The sequence below is a fragment of the Orbus sasakiae genome, from assembly GCF_039542345.1.
In the GTDB taxonomy this organism is placed as follows: domain Bacteria; phylum Pseudomonadota; class Gammaproteobacteria; order Enterobacterales; family Orbaceae; genus Orbus; species Orbus sasakiae.
This window is the reverse complement of the sequence record NZ_BAABHY010000003.1, coordinates 1-19,351: the sequence shown is the minus strand read 5'-3', so window position 1 is coordinate 19,351 and position 19,351 is coordinate 1. Positions and strand designations below refer to the sequence as shown.

Here is a 19,351-nt window from a genome sequence, read left to right as displayed (position 1 = left end):
ACTAAACAAAACGTTTTAAAAGTGCGACTTCAACATGTTTAGGCACCAATGTTGAAATATCGCCGTCATGTAATGCAACGTCTTTGACAATTGTTGATGAGATAAATCCAGTAGCGAGTGAAGGCATCAAGAAAATCGTATCTAAATCAGCTTTTAAATTACGATTAATCTCAGCCAGTTGCCGTTCATACTCAAAATCATAGGTTGTACGAACACCTCTAACTAAAACCGTCGCATCATGTTGTCTAGCAAAATTCGCCATTAAATTAGAATAACCAATGACCTCAACATTTGATAGCTGTTTCAGTGCGGTAGTCGCCAACGCCACACGTTCACTAAGTGAAAATAAGGTTTTTTTGCTCGGGCTTTCAGCCACTGCGACAATTAAGCGAGGGAACAGTAAGGCAGCGCGTGATATCAGATCAACATGACCATTTGTGATCGGATCAAATGTACCAGGAAAAATTGCCGTAAGCATTTTTTTCATCTGCAAACCTGTGTATGATATAAAAAAAATTAAGGGCTATATCATACCTAAGTTTAGTTAGAAATGTTAGCAAATATGCAGCTTATTTATGCAGCATTATAATTTTATTAACATTCGTTGTATTTCCCTTAACATCGCCACTATCTGGATTATATTATGCAACCAAAATCAGTCACGCTAATTGTGACAACTTATAACTGGCCACAAGCATTAGAAATGGTGCTATTATCAATTAAAAAACAGTCGGTACTACCTAATGAGGTAATTATCGCGGACGATGGTTCGAAAGAAGAAACACATCAATTAATCGCTAATTATCAACCCTCATTTCCCGTACCGTTGATTCATAGCTGGCAAGAGGATTTAGGTTTTCGCGCAGCGCGTTCACGTAATCTTGCGATGGCTAAATCGCAATGTGAATATATCGTCATGATTGATGGCGATATGCTGTTGCATCGCCACTTTATTCGCGATCATAAACGTATTGCTAAACAACATTTTTTTACACAAGGTCGTCGAGTTATTCTAACAAAACCCTTTACTGAGCAGCTGTTTAAGACTAAAAACCTCACTATTCCCTTTTTTTCTACTGATGTTAAAAATAAGTTTAATGCAATCTGCTCACCCTGCTTATCACAGATTTTCAGCCCTTTACTGTCCAAAAAATCATACCAATCAATTCGTAGCTGTAATTTAGCTGTATGGAAAGAGGATGTCATTAAAACCAACGGATTTAATGAAGAGTTTGTCGGCTGGGGACGTGAGGATAGTGAATTTGTGGTCAGGTTATTAAATAGTGGTGTACAAAGGCAGGATTTACGTTTTGGTGGTGTTGCCTATCATCTCTATCATCATGAAAATGCAAGAAATAGTCTTGATGAAAATGATCAGAAGTTGGCTGAAGCCATTAAAAATAATGTTAACTATTGTGAATCAGGTATTCGCCAACACTTAACTGACACTCATGCGTCAGAGGTAAAAAATGATTGATTTATCAGTATTAATTGTCGCTAGAAACGAACAACACAATATTGCGGATTGCATTAAAAGTTGCCAATTTGCTAAAGAGATTATCATCATTGATGATTACAGCACAGATGAGACAGCAAACATCGCGACAAGCCTCGGTGCAAAAGTTATTCAGCGAGCCCTTAACGGTGATTGGGGTGGGCAAAAAAGCTTTGCCATTGAACAAGCTAGTTATGATTGGATATTCCTCATTGATGCCGATGAACGCGTCTCCCCTGAGCTAGCGACACAAATTGAACAAGCCGTTATCGCAAATCAGCCTATCGCATATTGGATACAGCGCCAAAACAAATTTCAATTCAATCGCGCAACGCATGGTATTTTACGTCCTGACTTTGTGTGTCGTTTGATGCCCAAAAAAGATACCTATGTTGAAGGCTATGTCCACGAACAAGTTGTGACGCCTTACCCAACCCAAAAGCTATCCGCTTACCTGTATCATTATACCTATGATAATTGGGAACAATATTTTAATAAATTCAATAAATACACAACATTATCGGCTGAAAAATACAAACAAAAAAATAAAAAATGCGCTTTTTTTAAAGATATTGTCCTAAGACCGTTGTGGGCATTTATCAAAGTCTATTTCATCCAAGGTGGCATTTTAGATGGAAAATTGGGCTGGATTTTATCGGTTAATCACTATTTTTATACGATGAATAAATACGTCAAATTATATTATCTTTATAAATCTAATGGTAAATTATAAGTCCGTATTTGCACTTAAATCCACTGTCTAAGGCTACGGAACAGATGATGTTGTCTTAGCAGCTGTTGTGGGTGTGAGCCCATCATACCTTGTGGTACCGCACGTTGTAATGACTGGTAGTAATGATGCCAAAACGGTAATAATGTTTTCGTTGTCACATGATTAAAATTCATTGGATATTGTTCAAAATAATCCTCATTATGCTCGGTTTTAAATGCATACGTGACTAATTCACTGCAATAAAAACCAGGATCATTAGGATAAAAACTATGATTATATTGAGCTCCGAGGCACGTTTTAACCCGTTGAACTGCACGGTAAGCAACGATAGACTCATTGACACTTGCCACGATGTGACGCTGGCCTGATGCCAAAAAATCATGAAGTGTTTGTTCGATAACCCCCTCTTTGGGTGTGGAATCAATCACTACATTTTGCCCGATATAGATACCAACATGGTTAATACCACTTATCATACTTTCGGTTGGTGTTTGTTGGCCACTATGGCTAACCGCTTGATTAAATGGAGCCTCTTCCTTGAGGCTCTGGAAAATAAGATCACCGATATCGAACATATTACGATGTCTTTGCACGCACTCGCCACAACATAAACATGATGATAGTAGCCAGTACAAACTTCAGAAAATCAATCCCCACAAACGGTAAATAGCCCACTTTGATCGCATCCATTAAACTGGTTTGGAAATAAAATGCCAAATAAACGACACCAAAAATAAATAACACTTGATGGGCAATCGCAAAGGCAATAACACCGGTTAATAACTTGCGATCATACCCTCTTTCTGCCGCAAAACCAGCAATGTAAGCACTCAATACATAACCGTACAAGTAGCCAGCAGAAGGTGACATTAATGCAGCAATCCCACCATTTCCATTAGCAAAAACAGGAAAACCGATCGCACCAACAAGCAGGTATTGTATTAATGCCAGCGCACCGAGCTTACGACCTAAAAATGCACCAACAAGCAATACTGCCAGTGATTGCAGGGAAAAAGGCACTGGGTACGTCGGAATACTGATATTTGCAGCCAGACCTAAAATCAACGTCGCCGTTGATGTCGCAATGAGCTTACGCTGCCATGATGAAAGATTAATGAATGTTGCGGCAAATGCCGGATAACATGCTGTGAGTTGTTTCATAATAAATTGACCTTTACTGATTGATAAGGTGCCTATAATGAACAATTATATTTAATTTGTAAACTAAAAATTAATTATTTAGTTTACATTAATGAAAGTAAACATGATTGTTAAAAAATAAACAATATCACTTGACAAAAAATCACTATACTAGTTTAATAGTACAACATGAATACAATGAATAGCAAAAAATGAAAAAGATAATCAATATGTTAAATTCTTGGTGGCACATAACTCTTATCGGGTAATGTGCTTTTGCTATATCAAAAAAATTCACAAAACCCGCAATAGCGGGTTTTTTTATCACATCTTGTGAACATAATGAATCAATTAGGAATCGGTGAAATGTCTAAACTAAAACAACTTACACAGCCCATCAGTTATCATAATGATCCGACAGAGATATTTAATCAACTATGCCAAGAACGTCAAGCAACCTTGCTATTAGAATCTGCCGAAATCGATAATAAACAAGGCATAAAAAGTGTGATGATCATCGATAGTGCATTACGTATTACCGCCTTAGCACGTACCGTCAATGTTGATGCATTAACACCAAATGGTGCTGCACTATTACCACTACTGGCTCAATCGCTACCAAGTTCAGTCAAAAAACACCAGTATGTCAATAAATTGACACTTGAATTTCCAGTCATCGATCATCACCAAGATGAAGATGCTCGATTAAAATCACTGTCTGTTTTTGATGCGTTACGACATATTTTGATGTTAGTACCACACGATAAAGACTTACCCGCTGATGCCATATTTTTAGGGGGTCTATTTGGCTATGACTTAATTACCAGCTTTGAAGATTTACCTCAATTACCAACAAGTCAAAACTGCCATGATTACTGTTTTTATTTAGCTGAAACATTATTGGAGATGAACCACAAAACGCAAAGTGCTTCACTCAAGGCCAGTGTATTTGTTGCGAATGGCGAAGAACAAGAGCGTTTACAACACCGTTTAGATGAGCTAGCTAAACTGCTCGACCAACCGCTTAAACCGATTAAAGAACAATCAGTTGTGGAATTAACGACGAGCTGTAATCTCAGCGATGATGATTTCAATACGATTGTAAAAAAGATGCAAGATGCTATTGAACAAGGTGAAATATTTCAAGCTGTCCCCTCAAGACGTTTTCAATTACCTTGTCCACAGCCCTTAGCTGCATACCATACATTGAAACAACATAACCCAAGTCCTTATATGTTTTATATGCAAGATAAAGACTTTACGATTTTTGGCGCATCGCCAGAAAGTGCACTTAAATACACTCAATCATCAAATCAAGTTGAGATCTACCCAATAGCAGGAACAAGGCCACGCGGATTATTTGCTAACGGTGAGATTGATCATGATTTAGATAGTCGCCTTGAGTTAGAAATGCGCACCGATAAAAAAGAATTGGCAGAGCACTTAATGCTGGTTGATTTAGCACGCAATGATTTGGCACGAATTTGTCAGCCTGGCACACGCTACACCAAAGAGTTATTAAAAGTCGATCGCTATTCATTTGTTATGCACTTAGTATCACGTGTTGTTGGCCAATTACGCCATGATTTAGATGCACTACATGCCTATCAAGCAACAATGAATATGGGAACACTGACGGGTGCACCAAAAGTACGAGCGATGCAATTAATCGCTGATTCTGAAAAAACACGTCGGGGCAGTTATGGTGGCGCAATTGGTTATTTTACGGCAAACGGGGACTTAGATACCTGTATTGTCATTCGTAGCGCGTATGTTGAAAATGGCATCGCAACCGTACAAGCTGGCGCGGGTGTGGTACTTGATTCAAATCCTCAATCAGAAGCCGATGAGACACGCAACAAAGCGCGAGCCGTCATTCGAGCTATTGCTAAAGCCCATCATGTAACGGGAGCTTTCTAATGGCTAATATCCTATTTTTAGATAATATTGACTCATTTACTTACAACTTAGTCGATCAACTTAGATGCAGTGGTCATCAAGTCACTATATACCGTAATACACTCCCTGCGCAGGTGATTATTGATAAACTTTCGCAACTTGAAGACCCAATTTTATTTTTATCACCGGGACCCGGTGCACCAAGCCAAGCGGGCTGTATGCCCGAATTACTCAAACGCCTAAAAGGCCAATTACCGATTATAGGCATCTGCTTAGGTCATCAAGCGATTGTAGAGTCTTACGGCGGATTAATTGTACCGGCGGGTGATATATTGCATGGTAAAGCATCATTGATTAAGCATGATGGTAAATTAATGTTCGAAGGCTTACCAAACCCCTTACCCGTTGCACGTTATCATTCATTAAAAGGGGAAAATATTCCGAATACGCTTACGGTTAATGCCATGTTTGACAATATTGTCATGGCGGTTCGCCATGATCACGATCGGGTATATGGTTTCCAATTCCACCCAGAATCAATTTTAACAATCAATGGTGCACAACTATTAAATCAAACGATTGAATGCGCCTTAGCTGCACCACAGCATAATACACGCCGCGTTCAGGAAACCAATATCCCGCATACACCACAAACCAGCGAAATAGCGATTCAACCGATTTTAAATAAACTTTATCAAGGTGAAGTCCTAACACAAATTGAAAGCCAACAACTGTTTAGCCAAATCATTCAAGGTAAGCTTGAGCCAACGAAATTAGCGACAGCTATCATTAGTATGAAAGTGCGTGGTGAAACACCACAAGAAATTGCAGGCGCTGCGCAAGCATTACTCAGCGATGCCGATCCATTTACCACGCCCGACTATGATTTTACTGATATTGTAGGAACCGGAGGTGACGGAGCAAATAGCATTAACATTTCAACCGCCAGTGCCTTTGTTGCGGCGGCAATGGGCTTTAAAGTCGCCAAACATGGTAATCGGGGCGTTTCAAGTAAATCGGGTTCGTCTGATGTTTTATCTGCATTAGGGTTAAAACTGAATATGTCGGCAGACACCGCTAGAGAGGCCCTTGATGAGTTAGGCGTTTGCTTTTTATTTGCTCAGCAGTACCATTCCGGTTTTCGTCATGCCGCCCCGATTCGTCAGCAACTTAAAACTCGCACTATTTTCAATATTTTAGGCCCGCTAATCAACCCAGCCAAACCAAAACGAATCTTATTAGGTGTTTACCACCGTGATCTGCTTAAACCAATTGCTGAGACACTGTGTATGTTAGGGTATAAACATGCAATGGTGGTACACGGAGCGGGAATGGATGAAGTTGCCGTACATGGTACAACCTATGTTGCTGAAGTGATTGATGGGGAAATTGATTATTATGAGGTTAATCCACAAGATTTTGGCTTAGCGCAATACACTTTAAACGATATTGAAGGCGGTACACCAGAACAAAATCGTGATAGCCTAACCGCTATTTTACAAGGAAAAGGACAAACCGCTCATGAGGCCGCGATTGCCGTCAACGTTGCGATGTTGATGAAACTGTTTGAGCATAATGACTTAAAAGCCAATGCAACACAGGCAATCTCCATGATGCGAACGGGTAAACCTTATCAGCTGTTATCAGCACTCGCACAAAGAGGTTAAACAATGACGATTGAATCTTTAGTTAATAATGTCGAAATGGCGACTGTACTCAAAAAAATTGTTGCTGATAAAGTAACCTGGATTGCCACGCGTAAAGAGGCTCAGCCCCTATCAACCTTTAAAATGCAACTTACCCCCAGTGATCGTTCGTTTTATTCGGCGTTAACTCAGCAATCAAGCGTGTTTATTTTGGAATGTAAAAAAGCCTCCCCCTCTAAAGGATTGATTCGTGATGACTTCGATCCTGTGGCTATCGCTAAAATCTACAACACTCATGCGAATGCTATCTCAGTCCTCACTGACGAAAAATACTTTCAAGGCAGTTTCGATTTTTTACCACGGGTAAAAGCCCATTGTCAGCAACCGATTTTATGTAAAGATTTTATTATTGATGAGTACCAAATATACTTAGCAAGGTATTATCAAGCTGATGCTATCCTATTGATGTTATCGATTTTGAGTGATGATGAATATCGTTATTTAAGCGATATTGCACACCGATTAAATATGGGGGTACTGACAGAAGCAAGCACACAGCAAGAAGTGGAACGTGCAATTGCCCTAAATGCCAAAGTGATTGGTATCAATAATCGTGATTTACGTGATCTTTCAGTGGATCTCAATCGAGTCAAACAACTCGCACCACAAATCCCAGATGATCGTATTGTCATCAGTGAATCGGGTATCCACACTCATCCACACATACTTGAACTAAGTCAATATGCCGATGGTTTTTTAATTGGCAGTGCGCTAATGGCTGAAGATAACCTTGAATTGGCCATTCGCAAAATCATGTTAGGTGAAAACAAAGTGTGTGGGTTAACCAAAAAAGAAGATGCCGCAGCAGCGTATCGAGCCGGCGCCGTCTACGGCGGTTTGATATTTGTTACGCATTCACCGCGTTACATTCAGCCAATTAAAGCTCGTTCAGTTCTATCCGCAGCAAAACTCAATTGGGTGGGTGTATTTAAAGATGAAGACATTGAAGATGTCGCCCATGTTGCGCAATCACTCAATTTATATGCCGTACAACTCCATGGTAATGAGGATGACCACTATCTGGCACAGCTCAGGCAACGGCTACCAAAGTGCTGTCAAATATGGCAAGCACTCAGTATTAACGAATATATTCCTGAGCATAATAACCCATTAGTTAGCCGTTATATCTTTGATCACGGGACTGGCGGTAGTGGTATACCATTTGACTGGCAATTATTAGCCAACCAAAAATGTGATCATGTGATATTAGCGGGAGGCATCAATCCGCAGAATGCAGAACATGCGATTCAAACGGGAGTTGCCGGACTTGATATCAACTCTGGTGTTGAAATATCACCGGGTATCAAAGATCATAATAAAATAGAGCAAGTATTCGCAATATTAAGACATTATCCGTATTCCCGCACTTAATCGGTGACAATGAAATTATTGAATACGGTTTATTTTTAATACCGCCGTGAAACAGATGAGTGAAAATATTCAGGCAACCGAGGCGTAAAACGGTTGCCTCTGGCGGCCGATACCACTTTAGGGAATGCATCAGGCCGAATAGTTAAACGGACTGACTCTTTTTTAGATCATTGATATGAATAGTCTCGCTCAAAATAAAGGTTTTAGCTTTGTTTTGATGATGATGCTGTGGTAACAGACGAAATATGAATAACACTTGTTACACGATAGCGACATTCGCGGTGAGATGTCATCAATCGCACAAATGCCGTGGTTGTTAAATGCCAGTAAGGCGGCAAGTGTATCGTTTGAGTTCTAAAGTACCAAGGGATGAATCCGAGGCTTTTTGCTTAGACAGTAACACGGATTTTATTAAGGCTTGCGAATCTTTGCGGGTCAAAAATACACCGTATAATGAATGATATTTATCAGGTATCAACCTATACCTACTAATGAGAAGGAACAACCATTATGTCAAAATTAGATCCGTATTTCGGCGAATTTGGGGGACAATATGTACCTCAAATTTTAATTCCGGTACTTGATGAACTTGAACAAGCTTTCTTGGACGCTAAAAATGACCCCGCTTTCCAGCAGGAATTTCATGATTTACTCAAGAATTATGCTGGACGCCCAACAGCATTAACGTTATGCCGCAACCTGACGGCAGGAACCAAAACGAAACTCTACTTAAAACGTGAGGATTTAGTACATGGCGGCGCCCATAAAACGAATCAAGTATTAGGTCAAGCACTGCTCGCTAAACGAATGGGTAAAACTGAAATTATTGCTGAAACGGGCGCCGGTCAACATGGCGTAGCTTCAGCACTTGCCTGTGCTTTGTTAGGGCTAAAATGCCGTATTTATATGGGGGAAAAAGACGTACAACGCCAAGCACCTAATGTATTTAGAATGCGTTTAATGGGTGCTACAGTTATTCCTGTGACATCAGGCAGTGCCACCTTAAAAGATGCGTGTAATGAAGCATTACGCGACTGGTCTGGTAGCTATGAAAAAGCACATTACATGCTCGGTACCGCAGCAGGTCCTCACCCGTTCCCCACCATTGTGCGTGAATTCCAACAAATGATTAGTGCCGAAGCTAAACAACAAATTCTTGAAAAAGAAGGTCGTCTGCCTGATGCCGTGATTGCTTGTGTTGGTGGTGGTTCAAATGCGATTGGCATGTTTGCAAACTTTATTGATGACACCGCAGTACAATTAATTGGCGTTGAACCCGGTGGTCATGGCATTGAATCAGGTCAGCATGGTGCATCATTAAAACACGGTAAATTAGGCATCTATTTTGGGATGAAATCCCCAATGATGCAAACAGATGAAGGGCAGATTGAAGAATCCTATTCAATTTCAGCGGGTCTTGATTTTCCGTCGGTAGGACCACAACATGCCTACCTTGACAGTATTGGTCGGGCACACTATGTTTCGATTACGGATGATGAAGCATTAGATGCTTTTAAAGCCTTATCGCGCAATGAAGGTATTATTCCAGCACTCGAATCATCCCACGCTTTAGCGTATGCCATGAAATTGATTCATCGCGATCCACAAAAAGAACAACTATTGATTGTTAATTTATCGGGACGTGGTGATAAAGATATTTTTACTGTTTATGATATTTTAAAAGCCAGAGGAGAAGTCGCATGAACCCATTAAATCATCACAATCGTTATAATGCGTTATTTGCGGCATTGGCTAAGCAACAGCGAGGTGCATTTGTCCCCTTTGTTGCTATCGGAGATCCGACACCTGCATTATCACTCAGCATTATTGACACCCTCGTTACAGCGGGTGCTGACGCATTAGAACTCGGTATACCGTTTTCAGATCCACTGGCTGATGGACCAACAATCCAAGACGCTAATTTACGAGCCTTTGCCGGTGGCATTAATGTCGCAACATGCTTTGAAATTTTGACACAAATTCGCGAAAAGCATCCGACGATTCCGATTGGCTTATTAGTATATGCTAATTTAGTCTTCAAGGGTGGAATTGACCATTTTTATGCCCGCTGCGCAGCAGCCGGTGTAGATTCGGTACTGGTCGCAGACGTGCCGCTTAGCGAATCAGCACCATTTAAAGCCGCAGCGTTAAAACATGGCATTGATCCCATTTTTATCTGTCCACCAAATGCGGATGATCAGGTAATAGAGGGTATTGCAGCCAATGGCCAAGGTTATACCTATTTAGTATCACGAGCGGGAGTAACCGGCACAGAAAACAAAGCAAATAAACCATTAAGTCACTTACTCACCAAACTCAAACATGCGGCCGCACCACCGGCCATTCAAGGTTTTGGTATCTCAACACCACAGCAAGTCACAGAGGTCATTAAGGCGGGTGCCGCAGGTGCGATTGCAGGTTCGGCAACCGTTAAAATCATCGAACACTATCAGGACAACCCGACATTGATGTTAGCCCAATTAACGGAATTTGTGAAAAGTATGAAAGCCGCAACAACATTATAATTTTCGTTAAATTATTGTCATATTAGGCAATTATAGTGTAAAAACTTGGCGACTTTAAATAATGCTAAAGTGGTCAAAAAAATAAACAAAGCATGTTTATCCTTTCCAAACGTTGCGGGCGCTATAGCCCGCAATCATTTCGATCTAATCATCACATATTCTTTCTTAAGTTATTCAATTTTTTATTCTTTTATTTGATACGACTATTTTTGTCGAATGAACATCCCTTTCACGAACCGATTGATACTGAAAATTTGTAAAGAAAACATCAAGAAATCGTTGATAAATCGATTAAAAACACGTATTTTAATGAATCGAATTCGCTTATCTTTACAAGCTAAAAATAATTAAAATAAGAATCAAAAATTAAGGATGGATACGATGAATCAGGTGACGGCAAGCCTTAACGCATTGGTAAATCAAATAGAACATAACCGATATCAACTCTCATTCGATCAACTGGCAGTGCATTCTCAGATCTCAGTAATATCAGTGAAAGCTAATGAGCAGCTTGATAAGCCATGGCGTTATGAGGTGACGTTCACCAGTTTGGATAAGCATATTCGGGTCAGTTCTGTATTAACCCAACCCGCCTCTTTCTCCTTTAAACCACACAGTGTCAGTGACATGCTGCGGCATATCAGCTCACTCGATACGCCGGCCATGCCTCGCACATTATACGGGGTGGTGACGGAATTCAGTCAGTTATCGGTGAACAAAGACGAAGCGCATTATCGGGTGGTGCTTGCACCACGTTTGGCGCTGCTTGCTAACGACTGCACCAGTGCGATTTACCAAAACCAAAGTGTGGTCAGTGTGGTGGAGTCGGTGTTACGCCGCCATGGCTTTACCGGTGTGGATTACCGTTTAGAGCTTAAAGAGACCTACCCGGCAAGGGAGTTTATCACGCAGTGGCAAGAGAGTGATTTAGCCTTTGTGCAGCGTTTACTTGCTGATGTGGGAATATGGCTGCGCTTTGAAAGCCACGCCGAGCATCACTGCGATGTGTTGGTCCTGAGTGATTATGAACAAGGTCTGGCCAATGCTGGGCATATTGTGTATAAAACGCCCAGTGGCATGGGTGATAACAGCCGCCACAGTGTGTGGGATTTACAGTTAACCGGTAAAACGGTGACGCGTCAGGTGATGGTCAATGACTACAACTACCGAGATGCAGAGGCTGACCGTTATGGTTTAGTCAATACCGAGCCGAAAGACAGCACCACCGTCGGCACCGATTACCGGTATGGCGAGCACTACAAAGCCAAAGGTGATGGTGAGTCGGTTGAAAGTGGTCATTGGTATGCCACAATTCGCCACCAACAGCACATCAGTGAAAAAGTGATAATCCGGGGTAAGTGTAATGACTACCGCTTAGCGCCGGGTCAACGGATTGTGATTGACGGCAGTCCGCTTGGTGGGATGAGCGAAGGCATTATGATTTTAAGTACGCAAAGCCACGGTGACCGCAGCGCGGCTTATGAGCTGGCGTTTACGGCGATACCGTATGATGTGTTAAAGCCCTACCGACCCCTGCCGATTGACTGGCCACAAATTGGCGGGACACTGCCAGCGCGCGTCACCAGTCCGGATAATGACACCTATGGTTACATTGACACGATGGGTCGCTACCGGGTTAAGTTCGACTTTGATTTAAAAACCTGGCGCAGTGGTGAAGAGAGCTTATGGGTGAGACTGGCTAAGCCGTATGCCGGTGATACTTATGGTTTCCACTTCCCATTAATTGATGGCACTGAAGTGGCGATAGCGTTTACTGATGGTAACCCGGACAGGCCTTATATTGCCCATGCGATGCATGACAGCACACATCCCGACCACGTGACGACGGCCAATAAACACCGCAATGTGATTCGTACGCCGGCTAACAACAAACTGCGCATGGATGACCAGCGTGGTCAAGAGCACATCAAACTGGCGACAGAGTATGGTAAAACCCAGCTTAACATGGGTCACTTGGTTGACCAAAATAAAGAAAACCGCGGTCAGGGTTTTGAGCTACGCACCGATGAGTGGGGCGCGATTGCGGCCAACAAAGGGCTATACTTAACTGCCCAAACCGAGCCGAAAGCACAGGGTCAGCAGCTCGACATGCAAGGGGCTATTACCCAGCTTGAAAATGCATTATCGATTGCCAAGGCATTACAAAATGCAGCGAATAATGCCCAGGCGCATCCGGCTGATACCGATTCACAACAGCAACTCAAAGATGCACTAACGCAGTTAACCCAATCGGGCATACTAGCGTATGCACCAGAGGGCATTGCGTTAACCAGTGATGAGACCATTCAGCTATCATCCAGCAATACCTTAACCACCACCTCAGCGGGTAACACAGACATTAACAGTGCTAAAAACCTGACACTGGCCGCCAGTGATGCGGTGAGTGTATTTGCCCATTCACAAGGTATGAAGCTGTTTGCTAACCAAGGTAAGGTTGAGATTCAGGCACAAAATGCCGCCATGGATCTTGCCGCCAAACAAGATATGACCATTGATAGTGTTGATGGTAATGTCACTATCACTGCACCACAGGAGATTACACTCACCAGTGGTGGTGCTTACATCAAGATCACACCATCAGGGATTGAACTGGGCACCGCATCAAATATCTCGCTAAAATGTGCCGCAATGCAAAAAATGCCACCAGCAAATATGGCGGCCTCAACCAATCTACCGGGTGAGTTACATTGTCAACGAACAATGAGTGATCAAGTACAAAAACAACATGCCATCGTGTCGCTCGATTAGTGAGGTTTGGTGATGTTAGATAGCCAACAACCAAAGATCGACATTAGCCAGCTACCTGCAAATGCAATAGATCTTTGCGGGCAGCTTGTTGCATTATCGCAAGACTATGCAAACCGCTGTTTAATCATACTTGACCCCTTTTTATCGATAATCAATAACCCCATTATCGATTATTTTGATAAATTAGGCCGAATACAACAAATTCCCATTATGCATGCGGCTATTTTAGCCGCCAAAAGGCCATTATTACTTGAGCTAAACTTAGCAATACAATATGAAATTGATGTACTTAGCTATATTGTGAGTAAAGCATTAATGCAATCAACCCCAAGTTACCAACGTTCAGGTAATGGGCAACATTATAGTGCATGGTTATTCACCAAACTTAGTACGTCAAAAATCGCGTCGGGTTTAGCAAAACTAGCTATACAAAAAGGGACTAATGACAAAACCTATTTTTTACGGTTTTATGACCCTACTGTTTTGTCACAATTACGGTTTTTACTTACTCAACCACAGCAGCAAAGATTATTCGGCCAAATAGACCATTGGGTAATACTAAATCACGATTCAACGTTCAACATTCACTCGCCCAAAATACCATCAATGCCAGTTTTATCTGGTCAATTAGCGCTAACAAATCAACAATTACAGCAGTTACGTTATATTGGTATTAACAACCAAATTATTCATAGCCAAAAAATTATACATCCAACGCAAACTATCGATGAACTTAAGTCATTACAGAAAATAATGCCATGCCTACAACGCTTAATGGATAAAAAAATTGATGATGAGTCATTAATGATAGAGTGGGCTAAACTGGCCTTAAAATTGGGCGATAATTTTGATATGCACCCTAAAATACAATCTACAATTCAAAAATTATCAAATAGCCAGCAATATTATACGCTTATAGATAAGTTACAAATACTCACTAATAAAGACTGGCAAGCATTATAAAAGGAAAAAGGAATGAGTAATAAAGATAAATTAGTCACCTGCAATTGTCACACTGAAGGACTGGCAATATTTCCAGCTCGTTATACCGTTATACCAACTTACCTCAATAAAAGTCGTCCATCTTGGGCAACCCTAGCTGGTGTAACAAGTGTCCCATTAAATGAAGATTATCAATATCACGTTAGACGCGTAAGAGCTGGATATATCTATATTTATCTACCATCAGCCTCAGATACTGAATCTGTTAGTCAGGATTTACCCGAGGATATAAAAATAGAGTTAGAAAATAAACATTGGCTAATTTACAGCATCGATGAGAAAGGACGGTTTGTAAAACAGACATCACTAGCATCAGTGAAACCGGCTGAGCAGAATGATGAAGCTTTTGGCTGCCCAAATTTACAACAAAATCCATCATTGAATTCATTTATTACTATTGCAAATCCATCACGCTACAGTAAAGTTTATATTGCATATAGTGAATTTCCATGGACAGTAGAGGCCATGCAAGAATACCGCAAGTCGCCATTACCTCGAATGCAGGAAATAGACATTCAAGCATGGCTAAATCGACAACAGCAGCCAAGTACAACCGTAGCAACTGAACAAACACTAAGCCAAATTTTAGACTTTGATTTTGATTTTATTTTTGAAAAACAGTTATCAGATGACCAAGAAAATGGTGTTTATCACGATACAAAATACGGCGCAGCCCAAAAACCTGGTCGTAGACTTTTAGAGCAACAAAATATCAAAACATCTCGAACCATGGTAGGTGTTACTGTTGATAACTATCAACGCAATCTAAAACTCCAAGAAAAATATTTAGTACTTAATACAACACATCAATCGTGGGCGCCATTTAATTTAGGTCAAATCATGACGGCCCCAGGTACAGATACTAAGCCAATACTAAAAGAGATACAAAATACACATATTCATACTTTATTTAAAAATATGAAAAATTATAATAGCCAAGCTTTTCCAATGCTTTTAGCGATAGAAGATGCCTTAGGCGTTGCAGAGGATCTAAATAATTACTATAACGATATCCATGGGCATTTAGGGCAATTCCATAAAGAAGCTAAAATGGAATGTGATGTTAAACAATATATGGCTAAAATTAGAGCATTAGCCGAATCTAAAGTAGCTAAAAAAGACTTTGATATCGCACCATATAAAGATGATCTGTATCTTATCTTAAGTCAATCATTAAATCCTGATACACAGGATTATAAAACCAAAATTCTTAATTCATTAATGTATAAAAAAGATCCGGCTTTATATAATGAACTTGAAAAATATAAACACAGTCCAATTTTGCAAGAATACTTCAATCTTGATATTGAAGAAAGGGCTAAAAACCAGGGAATTGATACAAATATTGATTTTACACCACCGATCAAACGCGAATTTTATGGTCTTGTAAAATCTTATATTTTACTAGTAAAAGAGCACTTTTACGGTAAACCGTACGGGCATAAATATTATGCACGTTTTATGAATTACTTAAAATATAAGCAGGATACAGATTACATCTATGAGATCCACGATCCTAGGATGCCAGCTAAAGGCTATTATATCGGCAGTATTTATGAGCAAGTCATAAAATATACATCATTTGAAAAGGATGCGTCACATAATGAAATTAAATCCACAGCTCAAACATTACATCAATTTTATCAAAAATTGGTTGATGAATACGCTTCAAAAACTAAAGAATATAGCCAACAGTTTGAGAAAGAAGTCGATAAAGAACTTGAAAAATACACTTCACGCCTTGATTCAGGAGAATTTGATGCGATTGTAATACAGCTAAATAATGCCACAACAAACATTGCTGAAAAACGAGCAAAACTCTTAACACAATGGTTACAAAACAGCCATTACCTTGATACGATTAATGATCTCTCTTTTGAAAATCATATTAAAATTGATGATGATCATGCTCTGTGGCAAACATACAAAACAAAGATTGAACAAGAATTACAAGGTGCACTAGAACAAGAAGAAATTGAAGATGAAGATATTGAAGCATTGACAAAAATTGATCTAAATGGCGTATATTTTCATACATTAGTGAACAAAGTCTTACACGGTTTGGAAAGCTCAGAGGAGGGGCGAGCATTTATTGATAAGCTGTATGATCTTGAACAATTAAAAGATCTCGATGTTGAACAAAAACTCCATATTCGCAATAAATTTTGGGTGATAGGATTGCGAGCATTACTTTATGATCATGAAAATGCATTAAAAATACTGAAAGAACTATTTGCTCAAGTTGAAAATAATAAAAAAATAGAGTATAGCTTAAGCATACTGCAACAAATAACAATTAAAAAGCTATCGTTTATTACAACAAACTTCCGCACAGCAACGTTAATGTTAGAATATATTACGGAGTTACAGCGCCTGCAAAAAATAGAGGGATTAACTACGGTTACGCTGAATACCAGCTTTGGGCAAAAAAAATTCATGATTAAATTGCTCAGTAACTATAACAGTGTTGGTTTTTTTAAAAATCAAACATTAAAATTGTATGATAAGCTAATTTCACGTTGTGAACCAATCAAAGATGGATTATACAGTTTAGGTGCGATGATTGCTGAAGTGGCCGCCTTAGCCATATCGGGGGTAGTCTGGAAAACGGGTGTCTTATATGCTCATGCAAAGTACCAATTGATGGATGCATGGATTACCTTTAAGGCGCCTTTTGCATCTGGCGTCAATACTGGTGGTGGCTTTAAACTGCTGTCAACCGCTTACCCTGCCCAAGCAAAGTATTTAATCAAAAAGCTGCGCGATAATTTAAACACAGCAATAAAATTACTGGATGGTCGTTTTAACGAGCAATTAGTTCAACTTGAACATACCTTTAAACAAGCATTGAATATTCCATTTATGATCTTTTCTGATGCCACTACGGCTAAAATTACTCGTAAACAAATCCATTTACGCAGTGCACGCTTAGCCTTTTTAGTCGGCGCTTTTGAAATCTATAATTGGGATCATGTGATGAATAAAAAAACATCAATATTTGCTAATGATCAAGATATTTTAATGGAAAAAATGGTAGCCACTAGTACTCTACTCGCAGCAGTATCCGATTTTACAGCGTACAGCATTCGGGCATTTAATAAAGGCATCATCACAAACTCATTTAACTATGCCAAAATGGCATTTGGCGTTTTTAGTGGTTTAGTGGGTTTTTTTGCAGGAATAAAAATGGCTGGCGGTGCCATTGAACATTTTAAAAGCGGTAATTTACTTGCTGGCTTTACTGGGCTAGTCTCCTCAGCCCTCTATTTTACATCAAGCAGCCTGAGTATGTTATATGGACTAACTTATCGTTTTGAATGGGTTCGAATCTTTTTTGAAAAAGGGGCTAAAAACTATGTGATTAGCCAAGGAATTCAAAAAACATTTAACCTTTTTGCCTTACGAGTTTTGCTATTGCGTTGGGCTGGCATCGTCGGCATTGTCGCCTTAGTAATTGAATGTCTTTATGACTGGCTTGCCGATGATGATATCCAAAAATGGTTAAGTTACAGTGCCCTTGGTATTCATAAAGGTGAGCAAAAATACTCAAATAGTCACCATCAATCGGAGGCCTTTAATCAAATTGATGTATTTAAAGCCGCTATTGAAGAAAAAACAGGTATTAATATATCAGAGCTCAGCAAACAATCACTTGAAAAAATCCAACTAGAACATGAATCGATTTTATTACACGTACAAAACCAAGCAACACAATGGCTTGAAAACTAATTAAAAATGGGCGCTATGCGCCCATTACTTTACTCGGTTAAAGGCGGATAATCCGGCCAATTACTTTCATGGGGACTTTCCCCCATTTGAATTGCATATTTTCGCCATAATTGGGCTCGCTCAATATCAAGCTCTTCACCCATATAGTAGTAACTCAAAAATCGCATCGTAATATAATATCCTTGAATAGATCGCTTAATAAAATAACGTTCTTTAAAAATCGAGTTTTCGCCGACTGACTCACCCAATAAGATACCTACTGTCGGCCTAGTCCAAACAAACAGTGCTGTGAGGCCGTTTGCATTTGAGAAATCTAATTGATAAATTTTATTGAAAAATTTAAAGCGTTCAATAAGATGATCTTCATTACTAGAATCTTCATATTCAAATTGATTACGGAAAATTTCATTATACTCTGTTAGTGTTGTTTTAAGCCCATAGCGTCTTTTCATTGTCATTCGTATAGTTTTCCACATATTATTATCTGGCTGTAAACGGTATGCTTGTTCTAGGGCTGCAAATGCTTTAGGAATGTCTTGCTTGGTCCCTAACCCTTGCATATACATAAACGCTAATGATCTTAATGCTGGTGCAAAATCTTGCTCTGCCGCACGTTGGTAAAGTGTAAAAGCCTGCTGCTCATCTTTATCAACAGCAATCCCCATTAAGTAAAAATAGGCCAGATTAGTTTGTGCCAATGCATGCCCCTGAGCTGCTGCCTTTTGATACCAACTGACGGCCAATGAGACATCCGATTCAACCCCTTGACCGTATTCACTCATTGGATAAATTTCTCTTGGGTACGTTTTGACTGGCAATCCAAATTCATAAGCCGCATATTTTGCTTCAATAAAGGGTAAATCAGGATCAATATTTTTGCCTTTTTCATCAAAAATATATAATCTGGGTGGTTCACCGCCAGAGCCATTTTCATAAATGTAACCAATACTGTTCATCGCATCCAAATTACCTTGCGCAGCTG

General features: G+C 39.9%; 14 protein-coding genes. 10 read left to right on the top strand and 4 right to left on the bottom strand.

Going from position 1 to position 19,351, the window contains the following annotated elements:
* Position 1 precedes the first annotated feature (1 nt).
* Entirely contained in the window at positions 2–478 is a 477-nt protein-coding gene (gene coaD / locus ABEA36_RS08675) for a pantetheine-phosphate adenylyltransferase (protein WP_345491358.1), read from the bottom strand.
* Positions 479–643: 165 nt separating this feature from the next.
* Between coaD and ABEA36_RS08670 the strand changes: the two genes are divergently transcribed.
* Together ABEA36_RS08670 and ABEA36_RS08665 are read left to right on the top strand one after the other, a co-directional pair.
* A complete protein-coding gene (locus tag ABEA36_RS08670; RefSeq protein ID WP_345491131.1) occupies positions 644–1,477 on the top strand; it encodes a glycosyltransferase family 2 protein in 834 nt (277 codons plus the stop codon).
* Positions 1,470–2,228, top strand: coding sequence for a glycosyltransferase family 2 protein (locus ABEA36_RS08665; protein ID WP_345491129.1), 759 nt, complete (start codon positions 1,470–1,472; stop codon positions 2,226–2,228). Before ABEA36_RS08670 ends, ABEA36_RS08665 begins: the two co-directional genes overlap by 8 nt.
* Before the next feature lie 14 nt (positions 2,229–2,242).
* Here the strand turns inward: ABEA36_RS08665 and ABEA36_RS08660 are convergent, their stop codons facing one another.
* Both ABEA36_RS08660 and ABEA36_RS08655 read right to left on the bottom strand, forming a co-directional pair.
* A complete protein-coding gene (locus ABEA36_RS08660; protein WP_345491127.1) occupies positions 2,243–2,821 on the bottom strand; it encodes a YiiX/YebB-like N1pC/P60 family cysteine hydrolase in 579 nt (192 codons plus the stop codon).
* Positions 2,805–3,389 (bottom strand): biotin transporter BioY, encoded by a 585-nt coding sequence (locus ABEA36_RS08655; RefSeq protein ID WP_345491125.1) that lies wholly within the window; start codon positions 3,387–3,389, stop codon positions 2,805–2,807. Before ABEA36_RS08655 ends, ABEA36_RS08660 begins: the two co-directional genes overlap by 17 nt.
* Before the next feature lie 345 nt (positions 3,390–3,734).
* Between ABEA36_RS08655 and ABEA36_RS08650 the strand changes: the two genes are divergently transcribed.
* The 8 genes from ABEA36_RS08650 (at position 3,735) to ABEA36_RS08615 (ending at position 18,369) form a co-directional block, all read left to right on the top strand.
* Positions 3,735–5,288, top strand: a complete 1,554-nt coding sequence (locus ABEA36_RS08650) for an anthranilate synthase component 1 (RefSeq protein ID WP_345491123.1) — start codon at positions 3,735–3,737, stop codon at positions 5,286–5,288.
* Positions 5,288–6,934 (top strand): bifunctional anthranilate synthase glutamate amidotransferase component TrpG/anthranilate phosphoribosyltransferase TrpD, encoded by a 1,647-nt coding sequence (gene trpD, locus ABEA36_RS08645; protein ID WP_345491121.1) that lies wholly within the window; start codon positions 5,288–5,290, stop codon positions 6,932–6,934. Before ABEA36_RS08650 ends, trpD begins: the two co-directional genes overlap by 1 nt.
* Before the next feature lie 36 nt (positions 6,935–6,970).
* Complete coding sequence (gene trpCF / locus ABEA36_RS08640; RefSeq protein WP_345491356.1) at positions 6,971–8,344, top strand: bifunctional indole-3-glycerol-phosphate synthase TrpC/phosphoribosylanthranilate isomerase TrpF; 1,374 nt, start codon at positions 6,971–6,973, stop codon at positions 8,342–8,344.
* 510 nt (positions 8,345–8,854) lie between these two features.
* Positions 8,855–10,048: a tryptophan synthase subunit beta gene (trpB, locus tag ABEA36_RS08635; protein ID WP_345491118.1), complete on the top strand. Its 1,194-nt coding sequence runs from the start codon at positions 8,855–8,857 to the stop codon at positions 10,046–10,048.
* Complete coding sequence (gene trpA, locus ABEA36_RS08630; protein ID WP_345491116.1) at positions 10,045–10,869, top strand: tryptophan synthase subunit alpha; 825 nt, start codon at positions 10,045–10,047, stop codon at positions 10,867–10,869. The genes trpB and trpA overlap by 4 nt, the downstream gene beginning before the upstream one ends.
* Before the next feature lie 381 nt (positions 10,870–11,250).
* Positions 11,251–13,638: a type VI secretion system Vgr family protein gene (locus tag ABEA36_RS08625; RefSeq protein WP_345491112.1), complete on the top strand. Its 2,388-nt coding sequence runs from the start codon at positions 11,251–11,253 to the stop codon at positions 13,636–13,638.
* A gap of 12 nt (positions 13,639–13,650) precedes the next feature.
* Positions 13,651–14,601: a DUF4123 domain-containing protein gene (locus tag ABEA36_RS08620; RefSeq protein ID WP_345491110.1), complete on the top strand. Its 951-nt coding sequence runs from the start codon at positions 13,651–13,653 to the stop codon at positions 14,599–14,601.
* Positions 14,602–14,613: 12 nt separating this feature from the next.
* Positions 14,614–18,369, top strand: a complete 3,756-nt coding sequence (locus ABEA36_RS08615; RefSeq protein ID WP_345491108.1) for a T6SS effector BTH_I2691 family protein — start codon at positions 14,614–14,616, stop codon at positions 18,367–18,369.
* A 29-nt stretch (positions 18,370–18,398) separates the two neighbouring features.
* Here the strand turns inward: ABEA36_RS08615 and ABEA36_RS08610 are convergent.
* Positions 18,399–19,351, bottom strand: a 953-nt coding sequence (locus tag ABEA36_RS08610; protein ID WP_345491106.1) for a tetratricopeptide repeat protein, incomplete at its 5' end; no start/stop codon positions are given.